This window comes from Kribbella sp. CWNU-51 (assembly GCF_054073265.1).
Genome location: NZ_JBSXMZ010000040.1, coordinates 156,866 through 173,007 on the forward strand (window position 1 = coordinate 156,866; position 16,142 = coordinate 173,007).

The window sequence follows — 16,142 nt, forward strand, 5'->3', positions numbered from 1 at the left end:
ACCATGCCGCCGACGATCCGGGATGTGGCGCGGCTTGCGGGTGTGTCGGCGTCCACCGTGTCCCGGGCGATCTCGATGCCGGGGATGGTCAACGCCGCCACCCGGGGCCGGGTGGCCGCCGCGGTCGAGCAGCTCGGCTATCTGCCGAACCGCGCCGCCCGCGGTCTGATCACCGGCCGGACCGGCACGATCGGCCTGGTCGTGCCCGATCTCGCCAACCCGTTCTTCGCCAGCCTGACCAAGGGCGTGCAAGCCCGCGCCCGCCGGTCCGACGTCGCCGTCTTCGTCGCGGACACCGACGAGGACGCGGTGGCCGAGGTCGGCCTCGTCCGCGCGCTGTCCAAACAGGTCGACGGAGTGGTCCTCTGCTCGCCCCGGGCAAGTGACGCCGACCTGTCCGCGATCGCCCAGGACACCAACGTCGTCCTGGTCAACCGCGCGGCCGAGGGCATCCCCGGCATCACGTACGACAACGAGGAAGGCATGCGCCAGGCCGTCGCCCATCTGGTCGCGCTCGGCCATCGACGAATCGCCTGGGTCGGTGGACCGGTCAAGTCCTGGTCGACCCAGCATCGCGGTCTCGGCCTGCGCAACGCGGTCGAGGAACACGGCGCCACACTGACCCCGGTCGGCAACTTCGCACCGACGTACGAAGGTGGCATCGCCGCGGCCGATCAGGTCGTCGCCACGGGAGCCACCGCGGTCATCACCTACAACGACCTGGTCGCGATCGGATTGCTGGCCCGCTTGCACGCCCGGGGCATCTCGGTGCCCGGCGATCTGAGTGTGGTCGGCGTCGACGACATCGCGATGTCTCGGATGGCCCGGCCGGCTTTGACCACGGTCCGGCTGCCGAAACAGGAGGCCGGCCGGATCGCGGTCGAGCTCCTGCTGACCCTGCTCGACGACCCGGACGGCTCCGTCGACACCCGTGGCACCCTGCACGGCGACCTCGTCGTCCGCGACTCCACCGGCCCCGCCCCCATCCACCGCCCAGGACGAACCAGAGCGAAAGGCGTCGTAGCTTGAGCAGGCTCAGTCTCACCAACCTCCCGGTCCGCCCCGAGGTCGACCCGCGCGCGTTGTCGGTCGGCATCGTCCACCTCGGACTCGGCGCGTTCCATCGCGCCCACCAGGCCGTGGTCACCGAGCGGGCCGCGGTCGTCAGCGGTGAGACGCGGTGGGGGATCGCCGGTATCAGCCAGCGCTCCGCGACGGTCCGGGACCAGCTCGCACCCCAGGACGGCCTGTACGCCGTTCTGGAGCGCGGACTCGGTGATCCGTCGGTGCAGGTGATCGGGAGCATCCGCGAGGTCCTGACCGCACCGGAGGACCCGGAGGCGGTGGTCGCCCGGATCGCGGATCCGGCGGTGTCCGTGGTGACGCTGACGGTGACCGAGAAGGGCTATCGCGCCGCCGGTGCCGGGCTCGACCTGACCGATCCGGAGATCCAGGCGGACCTGACCGGCCGGCCACCGCGGACCGTGGTCGGTCAGCTCGCGGCCGGACTGGCGCGGCGGGCGGAGCCACTGACCATCGTGTCCTGCGACAACCTGGTTGCGAACGGCCCCTTCCTGCGGAAGCTGGTGACGGACTACTTCGAGGCTCTCGGCAAGGTTCCCGACGTCTTCGAGGCGACCCGGTTCCCGGCCAGCATGGTGGACCGGATCGTGCCCGCGACGACCGAGGCCGACCGGAATGAGGCTGCCCGGCTGCTCGGCGTACGCGACGAGGCTGTGGTGGTGGCGGAGCCGTTCCTGCAGTGGGTGATCGAGGACGACTTCGCCGGCGACCGACCCGCGTGGGAGCGGGGCGGCGCGGTGCTGACGGCGGACGTCGCGCCGTGGGAGCAGGCGAAGCTGCGGATGCTCAACGCCACCCACTCGATGCTCGCCTACCTCGGCGCGTTGCGCGGATACGCGACCATCGCGGAGGCGGTCCAGGACGAAGAGTTGTCCACGCTGGCCCGCGCGCTGATGACCGAGGACGTCGTACCGACCCTCACCCCGCCCGACGGCCTCGACCTGGCCGAGTACGGCGCGAGCGTGCTGGAGCGGTTCGCCAACCCGGCGTTGAAGCATCGGACCACGCAGGTCGCGATGGACGGCTCGGTGAAACTGCCGGTCCGGATGCTCGGCACGGTCCGCGATCGGCTGGCGGCGGGAGCCGAGCCGCGGGTGATCTCGCTCGCCGTCGCGGCCTGGATGGTCTACGTGCTGAAGACTCCGGCCCTGGACGACCCGCAGGCGGACCGGCTCAAGGCCGCGATCGCGGGGGTGAGCGAGCCGGCCGCCGTGGTCGATGCGTTGCTGGGCGTGGACTCGATCTTCACACCCGACCTGCGCGACTCAGCTGTGTTCCGCGAGCTGCTGGTCGAGCACGTCAGCGCACTGTCAGCACGCCCGTAGCGTCCAGGATCGCCTGCCCGATCCTGAAGGCGCTCGTGGTGTCCTGGCCGGTCTGGCGCCACTGCTGGGCGGTGTACCACTGGCCGGCCTTCTGGAACCGCTCAGCGGTCAGGCTGTCGAGGATGTAGGTATTCCCGTTCAGCGTGACCTCGCCGGCCGGGATGGCGGCGCCGGAGTTCTGCACCATGCCGGTCGCGGTGGTGCCGCCGCGCATCGTCACCTGGTTGCCGGAGACAACGATGTCGCGGAGCCGGTTCTGTCCCCACGGGCCGGAGCCGCGGGTGCGGGACTGGATCGAGATGCCGTTCACGTTGTTGGCGACCACGTTGTCGCGGACCTGCACGTTCGACGACGTGTTGATGTTGATCCCGCCGCCGTCCCACAGCGACGTCCCCGAGCCGCGGCCGGTGCCGAAGCCGTTGCCCGTGATCGCGTTGTCCTCGATCACGCCGTTCCGGCCGATCTCGTAGCGGATCCCGTCCGCCGCGTTGTCGACGATCTGGTTGCCGGCGAAGGTGCGGCCGTCGTCGTACGCGTCGCTCCACAGCCCGACGCCGCGGTTGTACTGGATCAGGTTGCCGCTCACCCAGCCGCCGCTGGACCAGGTGGTCTTGATCCCGCCCGACTCCCAGTCCGCGATCCAGAAGCCGTCGGTGTTGTTGTAGCTGACCTCGTTGGCCGAGATCGACGCGGACTTCGTGCTGTACTGGCCGACGCCGAGCTGGCCGTTGGAGTGGATGTGGTTCCGCTCGAGGACGGCGTTGTCGGCGTTCACCAGCATCGCGCCGACCGCGTGGTTCCAGCGGATGTCGTTGGCGATCACCTTCCAGCCCAGCCCGAGCACCACCGCACCACCCTGCGGTGGCGTGGCGAAGTGTTCGATCGTCAGCCCGCGCACCGTGACGCCGGTCGCGCTGGACTCGATCGCGGTCGGCGTCTTCGACATCTCCACCGCGTGCCCGGCCGGGTTGCTGCCGAGGTAGATCGCGTTCGCCGCGTAGTCGGCGTAGAAGGTGCCGGGAGCAACCTTGTCGCGCGTTGCCACTCGGGTCAGGTGCTTGCTGTCCAGGAAGAGCTGCTCGGCCAGGTAGCAGACGTTCGCCTTGTTGTCCTCGCACTGCCCCGTCTGCGCGTACGCCGGGGGCAAGGCTCCCGTGGTCACCCAGTCGCCGTTGTTCGCCGACCACTTGGTCAGCCGGACCGATCCCGTGAGTACGGCGCCCCGGTCGCTGGCGAGCACCTGGTTCGCCTTCGGGTGGATCGTCTCGGTGAGCCGGTGCAGGCCGGCCGTGAAGCAGAACGTCGTACCCGTCGGGGCGTCGTCGACGATCGTCGCGGCGTCCTGGGCGGGCGTGATCGTGACACCGGTGCAGGCCGGCGCCTGCGACGGCCCGGTGACGAAGGTGCCGTCGGCCGGCGGGGGAGTGGCGGACTGATCATCGGGCAGCAGTCCGGGGATCAGGTCGATCGGGTCGTCGGCCGGCACGCCGTGTGCCGGCAGGGCGGTGACGGCGGCGGCAAAGGTGCCTGCTGCAACGATCGCGAGAACTGCGGTAGCTGTCTTCATAGAGCGGAGCCTCCGGTGGCACAGGTGAGCCCTGAGCGCACCCCCCATGGCGCGGCTTCGCTTCGCAGACTACTACTACCTCAGGTAGTCGTGGCAATACGTAGCGCACAAATATGTTGCGGTCGGCAAGCGATCAGTTCGCGAGGAAGCTGCCGACCGTGTCCAGCCCGGCGTCGCGCCAGCCGGCCGCGGTCAGCTTGGTGCCGGCCATCGCGAACCGCTGCGCGCCGAGCGCGTCCAGCACGTACTTGTTGCCGCTGAAAACGACTTCGCCGGCCGGGATCGGGGAGCCGGAGTTCTGCACCATGCCGGTCGCCTGGGTGCCGCTGGTCATCTCGATCGTGTTCCCGCTGACGCGGATGTCGCGCAGCAGGTACGTGCCCCACGGCCCGGTGCCGCGGGTACGGGACTGGATCGTGATGCCGTTGACGTTGCCGGACACCTTGTTGCCGCTGACGGTCACGCCGGACGAGGTGTTGATGTTGATCCCGCCGCCGTCCCACAGCGACGTACCCGAGCCGCGGCCGGTGCCGAACCCGTTGCCGCTGACCGTGTTGTTCTCGATCGTGCCGTTGCGGCTGATCTCGAAGCGGATCCCGTCGGCGGCGTTCCCGACGATCTGGTTGGAGCTGATCACCCGGCCGTCGTCGGCGACGTCGGCCCACATCCCGATGCCCAGGTTGGCCTTGATTACGTTCCCGCTGACGGTGCCGGAGGACCGGGTCGACTTGATCCCGCCGGACTCCCAGTCGGCGATCCAGAAGCCGTCGGTGTTGTTGGAGCTGATCACGTTGCGGGTCACGGACGCCGCGGCCGAGCTGTACTGGCCCAGGCCGAGCTGGCCGTTGTGGTGGATCAGGTTCTTGTCCACCTTCGTGTTGTTGGCCTTGACCAGCATCACGCCGACGGCGTGGTTCCAGCGGACATCGTTGGCGGTCACCTTCCAGCCGGGCCCGGACACCAGGGCGCCAGCCTGGGGTGCGCTGGCGAAGTGCTCGATGGTGAGGCCGCGCACGACCACGCCGCTCGCGCCCGACTCGATCGCGGTCGCGGTCTTCGACATCTCCACCGCATGCCCGGCCGGGTTGCTGCCGACGTAGATCGCGTTCGCCGCGTAGTCGGCGTAGAAACTGCCGTCGGAGACCGCGGAGGCGCTCGCGACCCGGGTCAGGTGCGTACCGTCGACGAAGACCTGCTCCCGCAGGTAGCAGACGTTCGCCTTGTTGTCCTCACACTGCCCGCTCATCCCGTACGCCGCGGGTAGCGCTCCACGCACCACCCAGTTCGCGCCGGACTTGGCCCATCCGGTCAGCGGCACGGACCCGCTGAGGACGGCGCGGTCCGCGCTCGCCAGCACCTGGTCCGCCTTGGGACGAAGGGTCTGCGCGATCCGGTGCACTCCGGCGGCGAAGCAGAACGTCGTACCCGCGGGCTTGGCGTTGATGATCGACTGGGCGTCGTCGCTCGGCTTGATCACCACACCGCTGCACGGACCAGCGACGGCCGGACCTGCCTCGTCGGAGTCCACGGTGGGGACCGTCGGGACCGGGGGAGTGGGGGTCGTCGTTTCCGGCTTCTTGGCGGTCGGCCGGGTCGTGCTCTGCTTCGTCGAAGGACCGGCCGTCCGGGTCGCCTTCGGTGGCTTGCTCGCCGGTGCGCCGGGCGTCTTGGGGACGCGGTGCGAGGGGAGGACGCGGGAGGCCGCCGAGTCGGCGGCGCGTGACTTGGCCGCGGTTGTCGCGTTGTTCTCGTTGGCGATGACGGGGAGCGCCACGGTAACGACGGCGAGCGCAGCCGCGATAAGCGCTGCGAACCACAACTTCCTCAATGCACCCTCCGGGCGTTGCATTACCCCGTGAACCAGGTGTAGCCACCGCGAGACTTAAGGTAGTGCCATGCGGGTCGCCATGTTGCACAACCGTTACCGGACGGGTCAACCCAGTGGCGAGAACACCGTCGTCGCGCAAACGGTTGATTTATTGCGTAACTCAGGACATGAGATCGACCTGTACGCCCGGAACAGCGACGATATCGCCGCCATGCGCCGAAAAGATCGCGCACTGTTACCGTTCCACTCCGTTTGGTCATTTTCGGCGGAACGCGATTTAACACATCTATTGCAGGCGCAGCGGCCCGATGTGGTGCACATCCACAACACGTTCCCGCTGTTCAGCGCCTCGGTGCTGCGCGCGGCGCACCGGCTGGACCTGCCGGTCGTGGCGACGCTGCACAACTTCCGGCTGCTGTGCGCCAACGCGGTCCTGCAGCGCGACGGCCGGCCGTGCGAGTCCTGTGTGGGCAAGCTTCCGCTGGCCGCCGTCCGGCACGGTTGCTATCGCGAGTCCCGCGTGCAGACGTTGCCGCTGGCCACGAGTATCGGCGTCCACAACACGCTGCACACCTGGCAGCGATACGTCACCACGCTGGTCGTGCCGTCCGAGTTCGTCCGGGACCGGTACGTCGCCGCCGGCTACGACCCGGATCAGTTCGTGGTCAAGCCGCACGCCGTACCGCACGCCGGCGCGGTGCGCAGTGGCGCGGGGGAGGCCGTGGTGTTCCTCGGCCGGCTGGTCGAGGACAAGGGGTTCGCGGATCTCCTGCAGGCCTGGGATTCCTCGCTCGGCAAGCTGGTCGTCGTGGGCGACGGACCGCTGCGGGCCGAGGCCGAGGAACGGGCTCGGCGGGACCAGTCTGTTCAGGTGCTTGGTCAGCTACCTTGGGCGGCCGGCATGGATGTGCTCCGGTCCGCGCGCGCCGCCGTCGTACCGGCGCGTTCGTATGAAAGCTTCGGACTCGTGGTGGTGGAGGCGTTCGCGCACGGCGTGCCGGTGGTTGCGTCCCGGCTCGGCGCGCTCGCCGAGCTGGTCGACGACGGCGAGACCGGGGCGCTGGCCGAGCCCGGCGATCCGGAGGGACTGCGGAAGGCCATGGGGTTGGTCGCTGATCCCGAGACTTCGATAGCCTTCGGCGAACGAGCCCGACAGGTCTATCTCGATCGCTTCACCCCGGAGCGTGACCTCGCGGCCACGGAGAGGATCTACACCGATGCGATCGCCCGGCACGCGGACAGCGGCCGGACCCGACGGGGACGCTGGGCGAGCCGTGCGCGAACGGTATAAAGTCACCGCTGACGTGGGGGGGCGCGTCGCACCGGGCATATCGACACAGGGCTCCGTCCGAGAGTCGCAGGGGGCAGCGCTTTTGCTGGGGGATGGAAGCTTGTTGCGGATCGGATGTGTGGCCGGGGTCTTCGACCTGTTCCACGTCGGCCATGTCGACGTACTCGAGCGGGCTCGCCGCGCCTGCGACCGGCTGGTCGTGGGTGTGCTGACCGACGAGTGGGCGCTGGACGCCTGGGGTGCGAGGCCGTTCGTCCCGCTGGTCGAGCGGGCCCAGATTCTCGAGAACCTGCGGTGTGTCGACGAGGTGGTCGTCGTGGACGGCGTACGGCCGGAGTGGCTGACCGGCGTACTAGGGGTCCGGACCGTGTTCGCCGCCAGTCGCCTGGACGGTGTGCTCGGGGTGGACGAGCTCGACGGGATCCCGCCTGCGCTGATCACCGTCCTGCCGGCCGGCCGCGGTTCCCGCAGCCCGATCCTGCGCGCCGCCATCGACCAGCGCCAGTCCCGCAGTTCCGTCGCATGAGCACGTTGCGGGAGACGGTTGGACAGCTGTCCCGGGCGCAGAAGCCTTCGGCGGGTACGCCGGCGTACTCGCGGTTCGTGAACCGGCGGATCGGGCGGGTGTTCGCGGCGGCCGCCTTCCTCGGGCACCGGACGCCGAACCAGGTCAGCCTGGCTTCCGGCTTCTGTTCCCTGATCGGCATCGTCTTGATCGCTCTGGTTCGACCGTCATTGCCGCTGGCGCTCGCGGTGACCGCGCTGCTGGTGCTCGGGTACGGGTTGGATTCCGCGGACGGACAGCTGGCCCGGTTGCGCGGTGGCGGGTCGCCGCTCGGTGAGTGGCTCGACCACATGATCGACTCGATCAAGATCGTCTTGCTGCACAGCGCCGTACTGATCTCGTTCTACCGCTTCGATGCCTTCAGCAACGAGTTGGTGCTGCTGGTCCCGCTGGCTTATGTCTGCATGTCGTCGGTGCTGTTCTTCGGGCTGATCCTGATCGACCAGCTGCGCCGGCGGCACGGCGCTGCTCAGCAGCCCAACCAGCGTGGCGATTCCGTGCTCAAGTCGTTGCTCATCGCACCGACCGACTACGGCGTCCTGTGCCTGGTCTTCCTGGCCTTCGGCACGCCGTCGCTGTTCATCGTCCTGTACGGCGCTCTGCTCGCGGCCAACCTGCTCTTCCTCGCGGCCGCATTCGCCAAGTGGTACCGGGAGATGGCCGTGCTGGGGGCGAACGGCTGATGGGCATCGTCGGCTACGCGCCCGGGGTCTACGATATGTTCCACATCGGCCACCTAAACATCCTCCGCCGGGCCCGCGAGCAGTGCGACCACCTGATCGCCGGCGTCGTCGAGGACGAAGTGGTGGCCCGGATCAAGGGTCGCCCGCCGGTCGTCCCGCACGACGAGCGGATGGACGTCGTGCGCGCGCTCGGCCTGGTCGACGAGGTGGTCAGCGACTGGTCCAGCGACAAGTTCGAGATGTGGAAACAGCTCCGGTACGACGTTCTTTTCAAGGGCGATGACTGGAAGGGCACCGAGAAGGGGATGAGACTGGAGAGGCTGCTCGGCGAGGTCGGCGCGCGGGTGCACTACTTCCCGTACACGGCTTCGACGTCCAGCACCGATCTGCGCAGGCTCCTGGAGGGGATGAGCTGATGCCGGCCCGGCCGAAGGTTCTGCTCAGTGCCTACGCATGCCGGCCGCAGGGTGGCTCGGAACCGGGGGCCGGCTGGGCCTGGGCGAAGGCCGCCGCACGCGATCACGACGTGTGGCTGCTGACCCGGGGCAAGTTCGCGCACGAGATCGCCGAGGAGCTGGCGATCCGGCCGGTTCCGGGGCTGACCGTCGTACCGCTCGAGCTGCCGAAGTGGATCCTGCGGCTGCGGCGCCGGCCGTCGGACGTGTACTGGTACTACCCGCTGTGGCAGGGGCTGGCTCGCCGTACTGCGCGGGAGCTGCACGCGCAGCACACCTTCGACGTGATCCACCACCTGACCTTCGCGGTCGACTGGATGTCCGCCGGCGTGGTCGAGCAGTCCTCGGCCAAGGTGATCTGGGGACCGGTCGGCGGGTCGACCACGGCACCGCTGTCGATGGCGCACTGGCTCGGTCCGCGTGGGCTGACGGCCGAGCTGGTACGGCGCGCCTTCACCGGCCTCCGGCGTCGCGTCACGGGCCGGAAGCTTGCCCAGAGCGCCGACCTGATGGTTGCCCAGAACAAGGATGTGGCCGAGGCGTTCCGCCCGTACGCGCGAGAGATCGCAGTGCAGCCGAATGTGGCGATCCGGCGGTTCACCGCGTCGGGGCCGTACGAGCCGTTCGGTGCCCCGGGCATCAAGACCGCGCTGTTCGTCGGGCGGCTGATCCCGTGGAAGGGCGTGCTGCTCGGGATCAGCGCACTGGCGCGTCCAGAGGCGGCGAACTGGGAGCTGCGGATCATCGGCGACGGGCCGGACTGGCGGCGCGCGGAGCGGCTGGCCGACGAGCTCGGGGTCCGCGACCGGGTCGAGTTCACCGGTCAGCTGCCGCGGGAGGACGTGCTCGCGGCGATGTTCCGCGCCGACGCACTGCTCGCACCGGCGCTGCGCGAGGCGGCCGGCTGGGCGGTGACCGAGGCGCTGGCGTCCGGGTGCCCGGTCGTCTGCGTCGACCGCGGCGGACCGGCCGTCATCGTCGGCCCGGGCGAAGGCGTCGCCGTACCCTGGCGAGGCGACGTGGTGGGCGAGCTGGCGAAGGGGCTCGCGTCCCTCCGCGGCCGCATCACCCCGGTCGACCGGTGGGGCCCCGACCGCCTGCCCGACATCCTCGCCACCTGGTACACCCCAGCCCGCGTCTCCCCCTGACCGGCCTGGGCGAGCGTCAGTCCGCCGATTCCGCAGGGCCGCTGCCGTCCCCGATGGCCAGGAAGGCTGCCCATTCCCTGGGCGGCGCGTCCTCGGCCGCGAGGTTCAGCGCCCCGATCCGCAGAGCCTGGGCGGGACCTGCCGATCCGAGAGCTTCGACGACATGTCGCATCAGGCGCCGGCACGCGTCGTCGTCCACCTTCCACTGGGCGGCGACAATCGTCGACGAACCAGCTTCGAGGACGGCGGCCGCCATGCCGAGCAACTCGTCGCCGGGACCGACGAGGTAGATCCCGCCGTCGCAGATGCTCAACGTCGTACACCAGCTTCCCTTGAGGTCGAGTGCACGGATCCGGGACAAGTCCATCGATCCGGGCGAGCCGCGACCCAGGCCGAGGAAGAGCTGGTGGTTCGCCGCCGCGGCGGCGGTCGGGAACGAGCCGTGGGTGGCGATGTGTACGACGTTCGCCGCCGCGGCGCCTGCTTCGAGGGCGGCGGACGTCGCCTGCGATCCGATCCGCGCCTCGATCGGCCAGCCCCGGTCGGTCCAGACCTGGTGCAGGTGCTCGACCTCGTCGGCGGCGGCCGGTAGCGCGGGCAGTCCGGCGTACCCGAGCAGAGGGTTGCCGAGGGCAAGGGCTGCGTGACCTGCGCGCGGCGATCGGCGCAGGTGCAACCACACCGAGGCGCTCGGGCAGACCGTCACGGTCGTGGTTGCCAGCCAGGGGAGACCGTCGGCGTCGACCAGCGCCATCCAGGGACACGGGTGCAGCTGCCGGTGCGGGACGATGATCCAGTCGGTACGGCCGTTCGGTGCGCCAGTGTCGAGGATGGGCTGGACGAGGAAGCGGTGCAGAAGATGCGCGAACGCGTGCGCTGCGGCTGGATTGTCGCCCTGGATCGCGGCCCGGGCCCGGCTGGTCAGATTGCCCAGCGGGCTGACGTCCATCGGCCGTCGCCCGTCGACGCTGATGCTACCGATGAACGTCTCGTCCTCGGGCGACGACGGCACGGTCAATGGAATCACGGTGGCGACGTCCCGGGTCACCACCAGTGCCACGAGATCGTGCGCGGGATGCAAGGGGTGGTACGGGATGACGTACTCGACGAGGACCTGCGTCGGTCCGAGCGCGTCCTGAATGTCGCGCAGCGACGCCGTGCCGATGCCGCCCCGAAAGCCGCGGTCCCCGTCCGCGTAGAGGCTTTCCAATGTCGCGAGTGCGGCTGCACGGTCGGCCTGCAGCTCGGGGCTCTCGACGTGCCGAACCGCACTGACAAGCATGAGCTCCTGATCGGCCGGGGAGTCGTCGAGGTCGGGTGCGAAGGCAACGACCCGAGCGGCGTACGCCGCCTCGTCGGGGTGACCGCTGTCGCCGTGCTGCGCGCCGGCCAGCGTGTCGAGCAGCACTCTCGATCGAGCCGCCTCAGCGAGCATGAACACCGTGGCGACGTCGACCTGGTCGTCATCGAGGGCATCGCGCAGCAACGGGCCGATCAACTCGTCGGCCAATCCGGCGTCGGACAGGCGACCCTCCCGGCTGTGAGCGCGGAGGCGGAGCCGATCGGATGTGGCGACGATGCCGTTCCACAGGTCGCGCCGCCCGCTTCCGTCCGGGTCCGCGCGTTCGAGCGCGGCCTGCAATGCGTGTGCGGCCGTCAGCCAGGCGGTGTCGTCGCCGTTCTCCGCGGCCAGCGCCATCGCGACCCGCAGCCGGGCGGTCGCGCGAGTCTCGGCCATCTCAGTGGTATCTGCTCTCGAGCTGTTCGAGCACCACCGCGACCGCCGAAGCCTTGCCGGACTCGTCCCGGAAGGCCAGGTCGAGGGGCAGTACGTCGGCCGCGCCGGCCACTTGTCGCAGTACGACGTCGAGCTCGTCCTCGTCCTGGCTCCACCGGTTCGCCATCGCCGCGTCGGCGGTGATGGCGAGAATGGATGCCAGTCGTTCGACCCAGCCACGTTCGTCCGGATCGTCGACGAGTGGTTCGGCCGCGCGCAGCGCCACGAGCAGATCCCCGAGGGCTCGAGTCAGCTGCCGGTCTCGAGCTTCCGCGGGCTGGTCGGCGGGGGCGGCGTCGGCACTGAACCACGAGCAGTCGGCCGCGAGTACGAGCGAGCGGAAGCTCGTGTGTGTCGAAGAGATCTCCCGCGCCACGCCGTCGAGCTCCAGCGCCTGTTGCCGGACGCTGTCATAGTCGGGCACCGACGTGGCGATCATGAACAACGCCTGCAAGGCGTCGAGCCGATTGCGCAGGGAGCCGTCGCGATCGCCGAGCGACAGGTAGATGATCGACGCCGCCGATGAGGCCAGGAAGGCGATGTCGGGCCGCCCCTGCTGAGCGGCTTGGATCGCGTCCGCGCGCGCTGTCTCGGCGACGTCCGATCGGACCATCTCGGGATTGGCGTCGAAGAAGGACTGCCCGGACGCCTTCGACAGCGCCTTGTACATCGGCGTGAGATCCATGCCCATCAGCCTTCTCCTTCGATTCCAGCTGCCGCACCGGACCACGTCATCCGGAGCCCGGGGTGGCCGTAGAACACGTACGCCAACGGGGTCGCCGTACCCTTGGAGCCATCGCCGAATCCGGCCCGGATCCGGCGCAGTGCCTCGCCGACGGTCAGGCCGCGGCGCAGCGTCGACTCGTAGAACTCCAGTGCGATGTCCTTCGCAACGTCGTCGTCGACATCCCACAGCGGGGCCAGGAATCCGCGGAATCCGGTCCGCAGGAACGACCCGGCCAGCCCGCCGTAGCTGGACAGGATGGAACTGGCGGTGCCGACCTGGCAGGCGTTGAGGAAGACGAACGGCGCACTGACTCCGCCGATCGTCGATCCCTCGACGGTGATGATGTCGAGCCGGCGTCCTTCGCTGAGGATGACGCCGGTGTACTCCTGATGTTCCAGACCGACCTCGCCGTGGCTCGCGAAGTGGATGGCCTGTGGCGTGAACGGTGCGTCGTTGCGTGTGAGGTTCGCGCTCATCAGGTCGTCCACGTCGCCGTCGCTGACGGTCAGCGGCATGGCGCCGTATTCATGGGCGATCGACTTGCCCTCGGCCACGGCGTACGGAAGCTCACGTACCTTCCGGTCGGCGGCGAAGTCGCCGATCACGACGGCCAGTGCGTCGACGTCGATGTTGGTCGGCGGCGGCGCGGCCGGCCGGTCCGGCCCGCGCCGGGACCGCTTCGGTGGCACCCAGCGTCCGACCTGCCAGAGCGCGGCCAGGGGGCCTTCGGTCCCGTCCGGAAACAGCGCGGGATCGACGGAATCCGCGTCCACCCACGCGAGTTCCCAGGGGACGAACGGCTCACTGGTGATGATCAGCAACGACGGCGTCTGGCCCTCAGGTTCGCTCTGCCAGGTTGCCTCGATCGCAGCCCAGAACTCGTCGGGGATCGGATGGAGGACCAGCTTGCCCAAGCCTCGGACCGCATTCGGTAGCCCCTTGGAGCCTTTGGCGCCGGGCAGGGCTTTCATCACCATCTCGGCGAAGGCTTGGGCCGAGGGCTGCTCGAGTTGGGTCCGGACCGGCTTGTCCGGGCGCGGTATCCCGTCCCGCGTGTGGAAGATCCACTCGAGATCCGGGGTGTCCGGCTCGGTGCGGACCTCGACCGTCAGGCTCGGCGGCAGGCTGTCGACGGTCAGCGTGACTCCGGTGCCGCCACTCATCGGTGGAGCCTCATCGGAGGTCGCAGCCGGCGGCTCGTCGTCGGCTTGGTTGCTCACGACAACGTCGTGCCAGGCTTGCCCGCAGCGCTCACCGTCGTACTCGAAGTAGACTTCCAAGGTCCGGGTGGCGCGGTGCCGGACCTCTGTCGGTACGACGGCGAATTCGACAGTCGGCCCGTTCGGATCATCGCGATCGACCGTCAGGCTTCGACTGATGCCGTCGGGAAAGCTGAAGCCGAAACCCGCTACCTGGACGACGAATGTCAGCTGGGCGGGGGCGCCGGGCACGATGATCGGCTGTTCGTCCTCGTCATCGGTCGTGGGTTGATCGCTGAAACCGACCGTCAGCGGGAACCGGACCCCAACCTCGGCGGCTTCCGGAGCGTCCAGGGCCGCGAACGCCCGGAAGCGCCGTGGCGCCCCGGTGTTTCCGGCCGAGGGCGCCGGTTCGGAATCAGCCTCGTCCGGCGGTGAGGACTCAGGCGCGTACTCACCGCGGTTGGTGGCTTCTTCCGAGCCAAGTCGCAGCACTCCGAGCACATCGACGTTCCGGAGCAGGACGTCGCCGGGGCGCGCCGGCGCAGCGTACGGGTGCAGGACGTCGTCCAGGCTGACGATGCGATTGACCGGGAGCCACTCGAGGTCGAGCGCCGAACCCAGCTGGTCTTCCGGGTCCGCATCCTCGAGCACGAGCCGGATCGAGCCGACATCGAGCGCGTAGTACTTGTGTGCCTCGGCATCGGCGTACTGCACGACGACGAGCGCGCGCTCACCAAGCCCGCTGAGCGCGTCCGTGACGTCGTCGACCGACCACGTGTCCGTCAGGACCATGGCTGGCTCTACGTACATGCTCCATCCCCCTGCGTCGAGTGTGAACTGGCGCTCACAAGAGGTCAAGGGCGACCATGGGTGCCAAGGGACTCGCAGGGCGCTCGTGATGGGCGCAAACGGGGAGGGGGAGATCCAGTTGCCGGACGACACATCCGCACCAGCCGCAATCGAGCTCGATGCCGAGGGCAAACAGCTTCAGCTGCAGGCCGAGAAGGCCAGGTACCTCGAAGCCATCGCGAAGGCAGAGCAGGCCACCGCCGCCGCGAAGACCCCGTCGGTGGCGTCGATGCTCCCGACGGTGACGTCCGCACCCAAGGGTGAGGTGACCGTAGGCGAGAAGGCCGGAGCGATCGGAGCATGGCGAGCGCATCGAATGGTCGATCGGATTGCGGAGCTGATCGCCGGTCAGTTGGAGGGTGAACTGAAGCTGGCGAAAGGTACGTCGGTGCTGGTTGTCGACGACCGCGCGCTGCTCGAGGGTGACTGGACCGCACGGCAGGTTGTGTCGACTCTCACCCGGCTTCATCAGCGGGTAAGCGGCCTCAAGGAGGCTATCGACTCCGCGAAGGGTGACCTGGGCAAAGGGATCGACAAGTACCAGCAGGAAGAGAGCGAGCGCGAGGAGGCAGAGCGGAGGACGGTCGACGAGGAAAGGCCAGGTGATCGTGGCGGTTGGAGCCGCGAAGCCGAGACGGGCGCGCCAACGTCAGGCCAGCCCGCGGCAGCAGGTGCGACGCCGGTCGGCACGAATGGCGTGCTCGGCGGTGCGGTCGATCTGCTGGGACTCCTGCGCACCGACTACGCCCTGACGGCCGGGAACGTGGCGTCGACGCCGACAGAGCTGGTGACGCTGGCGGCTGGGCACCTCGCCCGTGCCGGGTACAAGGTCGAAGCGGATCTGTTCACCACCGTGCCGGGGTCGCCGAGCCTGGCGAAGTACGGCGAGATCGTCGGCGCTCGCAACAGGCTTGTGCAGGCCCTGTCGAAGTTGCAGGCGAAGCTCGCGCCGGTAGAGGCCGAGCTGACTGCGATCAACCGCCGCATCGCGTTGATCGAGCAGGAGTGGGCGGCCGCGGTTGCCGACAAGGAGGGGAAGAAGACCGGCGAAGTCCTGCGTCCTGCCGGAGATCTGCTTGCGCTTCAAGCGCAGCGGCGCGAGCGGGTGGCGGGTCTGGTCCGGAACCAGGTCGCCGACGCGGTGAAGAACCTCGCCGAGGTCGACGCCTCGATCGAGGCGCTCGTAAAAGCACCGCAGGGCGGGCAGTCTCCGTTGTTCACGGCCGCGCGTCGCGAGCGTCTCCTCGGCGCCGCCGGGGGCCGGCGGCCGATCAGCCATGTCCTCTACGTCAACCTGGATTCCCTGTCCGCCGACACAGTCACCCGCCGCTCGATCCTCGGCGCGTCGGGCATCGTCCGCTTCCTCACCGCGGCAAACGCGTCGTGGTTGCTGCTCAGCACCACCACGGGGACGATCGTGGCCGGCCGGCAAGAACTTTGCTCCGACATGCTCACCCTGAGCCTGGCCACCGGACGAGCGACGTACGCCAACGACCCCGAATCCCTGACGCAATACAGCAGCCAGATACGCGATCCGCTGCTCTGGTTCGAGTGGTTGTGCCGTGCCGTGGTCCTCGCGCTGGTCATCGTCCTCGGCGTCGTCGGCATCGTCGCGCTGTTGAAGGCACTCGGATAACCCCGA

13 protein-coding genes are annotated in these 16,142 nt (G+C 69.2%); 8 read left to right on the forward strand and 5 right to left on the reverse strand.

Translation table 11 applies throughout. The features are described 5' to 3' along the window. Positions 1 to 3 precede the first annotated feature (3 nt). Positions 4 to 1,029, forward strand: a complete 1,026-nt coding sequence (locus tag ACXC9Q_RS33200; RefSeq protein WP_457060609.1) for a LacI family DNA-binding transcriptional regulator — start codon at positions 4 to 6, stop codon at positions 1,027 to 1,029. Further along, entirely contained in the window at positions 1,026 to 2,408 is a 1,383-nt protein-coding gene (locus ACXC9Q_RS33205) for a mannitol dehydrogenase family protein (protein ID WP_457060610.1), read from the forward strand. The genes ACXC9Q_RS33200 and ACXC9Q_RS33205 overlap by 4 nt, the downstream gene beginning before the upstream one ends. Here the strand turns inward: ACXC9Q_RS33205 and ACXC9Q_RS33210 are convergent. Then, positions 2,383 to 3,975: a right-handed parallel beta-helix repeat-containing protein gene (locus tag ACXC9Q_RS33210; protein WP_457060611.1), complete on the reverse strand. Its 1,593-nt coding sequence runs from the start codon at positions 3,973 to 3,975 to the stop codon at positions 2,383 to 2,385. The genes ACXC9Q_RS33205 and ACXC9Q_RS33210 overlap by 26 nt on opposite strands. Before the next feature lie 133 nt (positions 3,976 to 4,108). Next, positions 4,109 to 5,803, reverse strand: a complete 1,695-nt coding sequence (locus tag ACXC9Q_RS33215) for a right-handed parallel beta-helix repeat-containing protein (protein ID WP_457060612.1) — start codon at positions 5,801 to 5,803, stop codon at positions 4,109 to 4,111. A gap of 79 nt (positions 5,804 to 5,882) precedes the next feature. Between ACXC9Q_RS33215 and ACXC9Q_RS33220 the strand changes: the two genes are divergently transcribed. The 5 genes from ACXC9Q_RS33220 to ACXC9Q_RS33240 all read left to right on the forward strand — a co-directional run bounded on the left by ACXC9Q_RS33220 (position 5,883) and on the right by ACXC9Q_RS33240 (position 9,945). Further along, complete coding sequence (locus tag ACXC9Q_RS33220; protein WP_457060694.1) at positions 5,883 to 7,094, forward strand: glycosyltransferase family 4 protein; 1,212 nt, start codon at positions 5,883 to 5,885, stop codon at positions 7,092 to 7,094. A gap of 100 nt (positions 7,095 to 7,194) precedes the next feature. Then, positions 7,195 to 7,620: an adenylyltransferase/cytidyltransferase family protein gene (locus ACXC9Q_RS33225; protein WP_457060613.1), complete on the forward strand. Its 426-nt coding sequence runs from the start codon at positions 7,195 to 7,197 to the stop codon at positions 7,618 to 7,620. Beyond that, positions 7,617 to 8,342, forward strand: a complete 726-nt coding sequence (locus tag ACXC9Q_RS33230) for a CDP-alcohol phosphatidyltransferase family protein (protein WP_457060614.1) — start codon at positions 7,617 to 7,619, stop codon at positions 8,340 to 8,342. Before ACXC9Q_RS33225 ends, ACXC9Q_RS33230 begins: the two co-directional genes overlap by 4 nt. Beyond that, a complete protein-coding gene (locus ACXC9Q_RS33235; RefSeq protein WP_329475684.1) occupies positions 8,342 to 8,758 on the forward strand; it encodes an adenylyltransferase/cytidyltransferase family protein in 417 nt (138 codons plus the stop codon). Before ACXC9Q_RS33230 ends, ACXC9Q_RS33235 begins: the two co-directional genes overlap by 1 nt. Next, the gene (locus ACXC9Q_RS33240; RefSeq protein WP_457060615.1) at positions 8,758 to 9,945 is read left to right on the forward strand and encodes a glycosyltransferase; all 1,188 of its coding nucleotides are present in this window, start codon (positions 8,758 to 8,760) and stop codon (positions 9,943 to 9,945) included. The genes ACXC9Q_RS33235 and ACXC9Q_RS33240 overlap by 1 nt, the downstream gene beginning before the upstream one ends. A 16-nt stretch (positions 9,946 to 9,961) precedes the next feature. Here ACXC9Q_RS33240 and ACXC9Q_RS33245 read toward each other — a convergent pair whose 3' ends face one another. The 3 genes from ACXC9Q_RS33245 to ACXC9Q_RS33255 are packed head-to-tail and all read right to left on the reverse strand — an operon-like array spanning position 9,962 to position 14,461. Then, on the reverse strand, positions 9,962 to 11,683 hold the full coding sequence (locus ACXC9Q_RS33245; RefSeq protein WP_457060616.1) for a CHAT domain-containing protein: 1,722 nt from the start codon (positions 11,681 to 11,683) through the stop codon (positions 9,962 to 9,964). Position 11,684: 1 nt separating this feature from the next. Further along, positions 11,685 to 12,413, reverse strand: a complete 729-nt coding sequence (locus tag ACXC9Q_RS33250) for a hypothetical protein (RefSeq protein WP_457060617.1) — start codon at positions 12,411 to 12,413, stop codon at positions 11,685 to 11,687. Then, positions 12,413 to 14,461, reverse strand: a complete 2,049-nt coding sequence (locus tag ACXC9Q_RS33255) for a CHAT domain-containing protein (protein WP_457060618.1) — start codon at positions 14,459 to 14,461, stop codon at positions 12,413 to 12,415. Before ACXC9Q_RS33255 ends, ACXC9Q_RS33250 begins: the two co-directional genes overlap by 1 nt. Before the next feature lie 88 nt (positions 14,462 to 14,549). Between ACXC9Q_RS33255 and ACXC9Q_RS33260 the strand changes: the two genes are divergently transcribed. Then, positions 14,550 to 16,136 (forward strand): hypothetical protein, encoded by a 1,587-nt coding sequence (locus ACXC9Q_RS33260; protein ID WP_457060619.1) that lies wholly within the window; start codon positions 14,550 to 14,552, stop codon positions 16,134 to 16,136. Positions 16,137 to 16,142 lie beyond the last annotated feature (6 nt).

Coding starts and splice junctions, on each gene's coding strand:
- ACXC9Q_RS33200 (WP_457060609.1), top strand. CDS start 4: ATGCCGCCGACGATCCGGGATGTGGCGCGGCTTGCGGGTGTGTCGGCG.
- ACXC9Q_RS33255 (WP_457060618.1), bottom strand. CDS start 14,461: ATGTACGTAGAGCCAGCCATGGTCCTGACGGACACGTGGTCGGTCGAC.
- ACXC9Q_RS33230 (WP_457060614.1), top strand. CDS start 7,617: ATGAGCACGTTGCGGGAGACGGTTGGACAGCTGTCCCGGGCGCAGAAG.
- ACXC9Q_RS33240 (WP_457060615.1), top strand. CDS start 8,758: ATGCCGGCCCGGCCGAAGGTTCTGCTCAGTGCCTACGCATGCCGGCCG.
- ACXC9Q_RS33235 (WP_329475684.1), top strand. CDS start 8,342: ATGGGCATCGTCGGCTACGCGCCCGGGGTCTACGATATGTTCCACATC.
- ACXC9Q_RS33250 (WP_457060617.1), bottom strand. CDS start 12,413: ATGGGCATGGATCTCACGCCGATGTACAAGGCGCTGTCGAAGGCGTCC.
- ACXC9Q_RS33245 (WP_457060616.1), bottom strand. CDS start 11,683: ATGGCCGAGACTCGCGCGACCGCCCGGCTGCGGGTCGCGATGGCGCTG.
- ACXC9Q_RS33210 (WP_457060611.1), bottom strand. CDS start 3,975: ATGAAGACAGCTACCGCAGTTCTCGCGATCGTTGCAGCAGGCACCTTT.
- ACXC9Q_RS33220 (WP_457060694.1), top strand. CDS start 5,883: ATGTTGCACAACCGTTACCGGACGGGTCAACCCAGTGGCGAGAACACC.
- ACXC9Q_RS33260 (WP_457060619.1), top strand. CDS start 14,550: ATGGGCGCAAACGGGGAGGGGGAGATCCAGTTGCCGGACGACACATCC.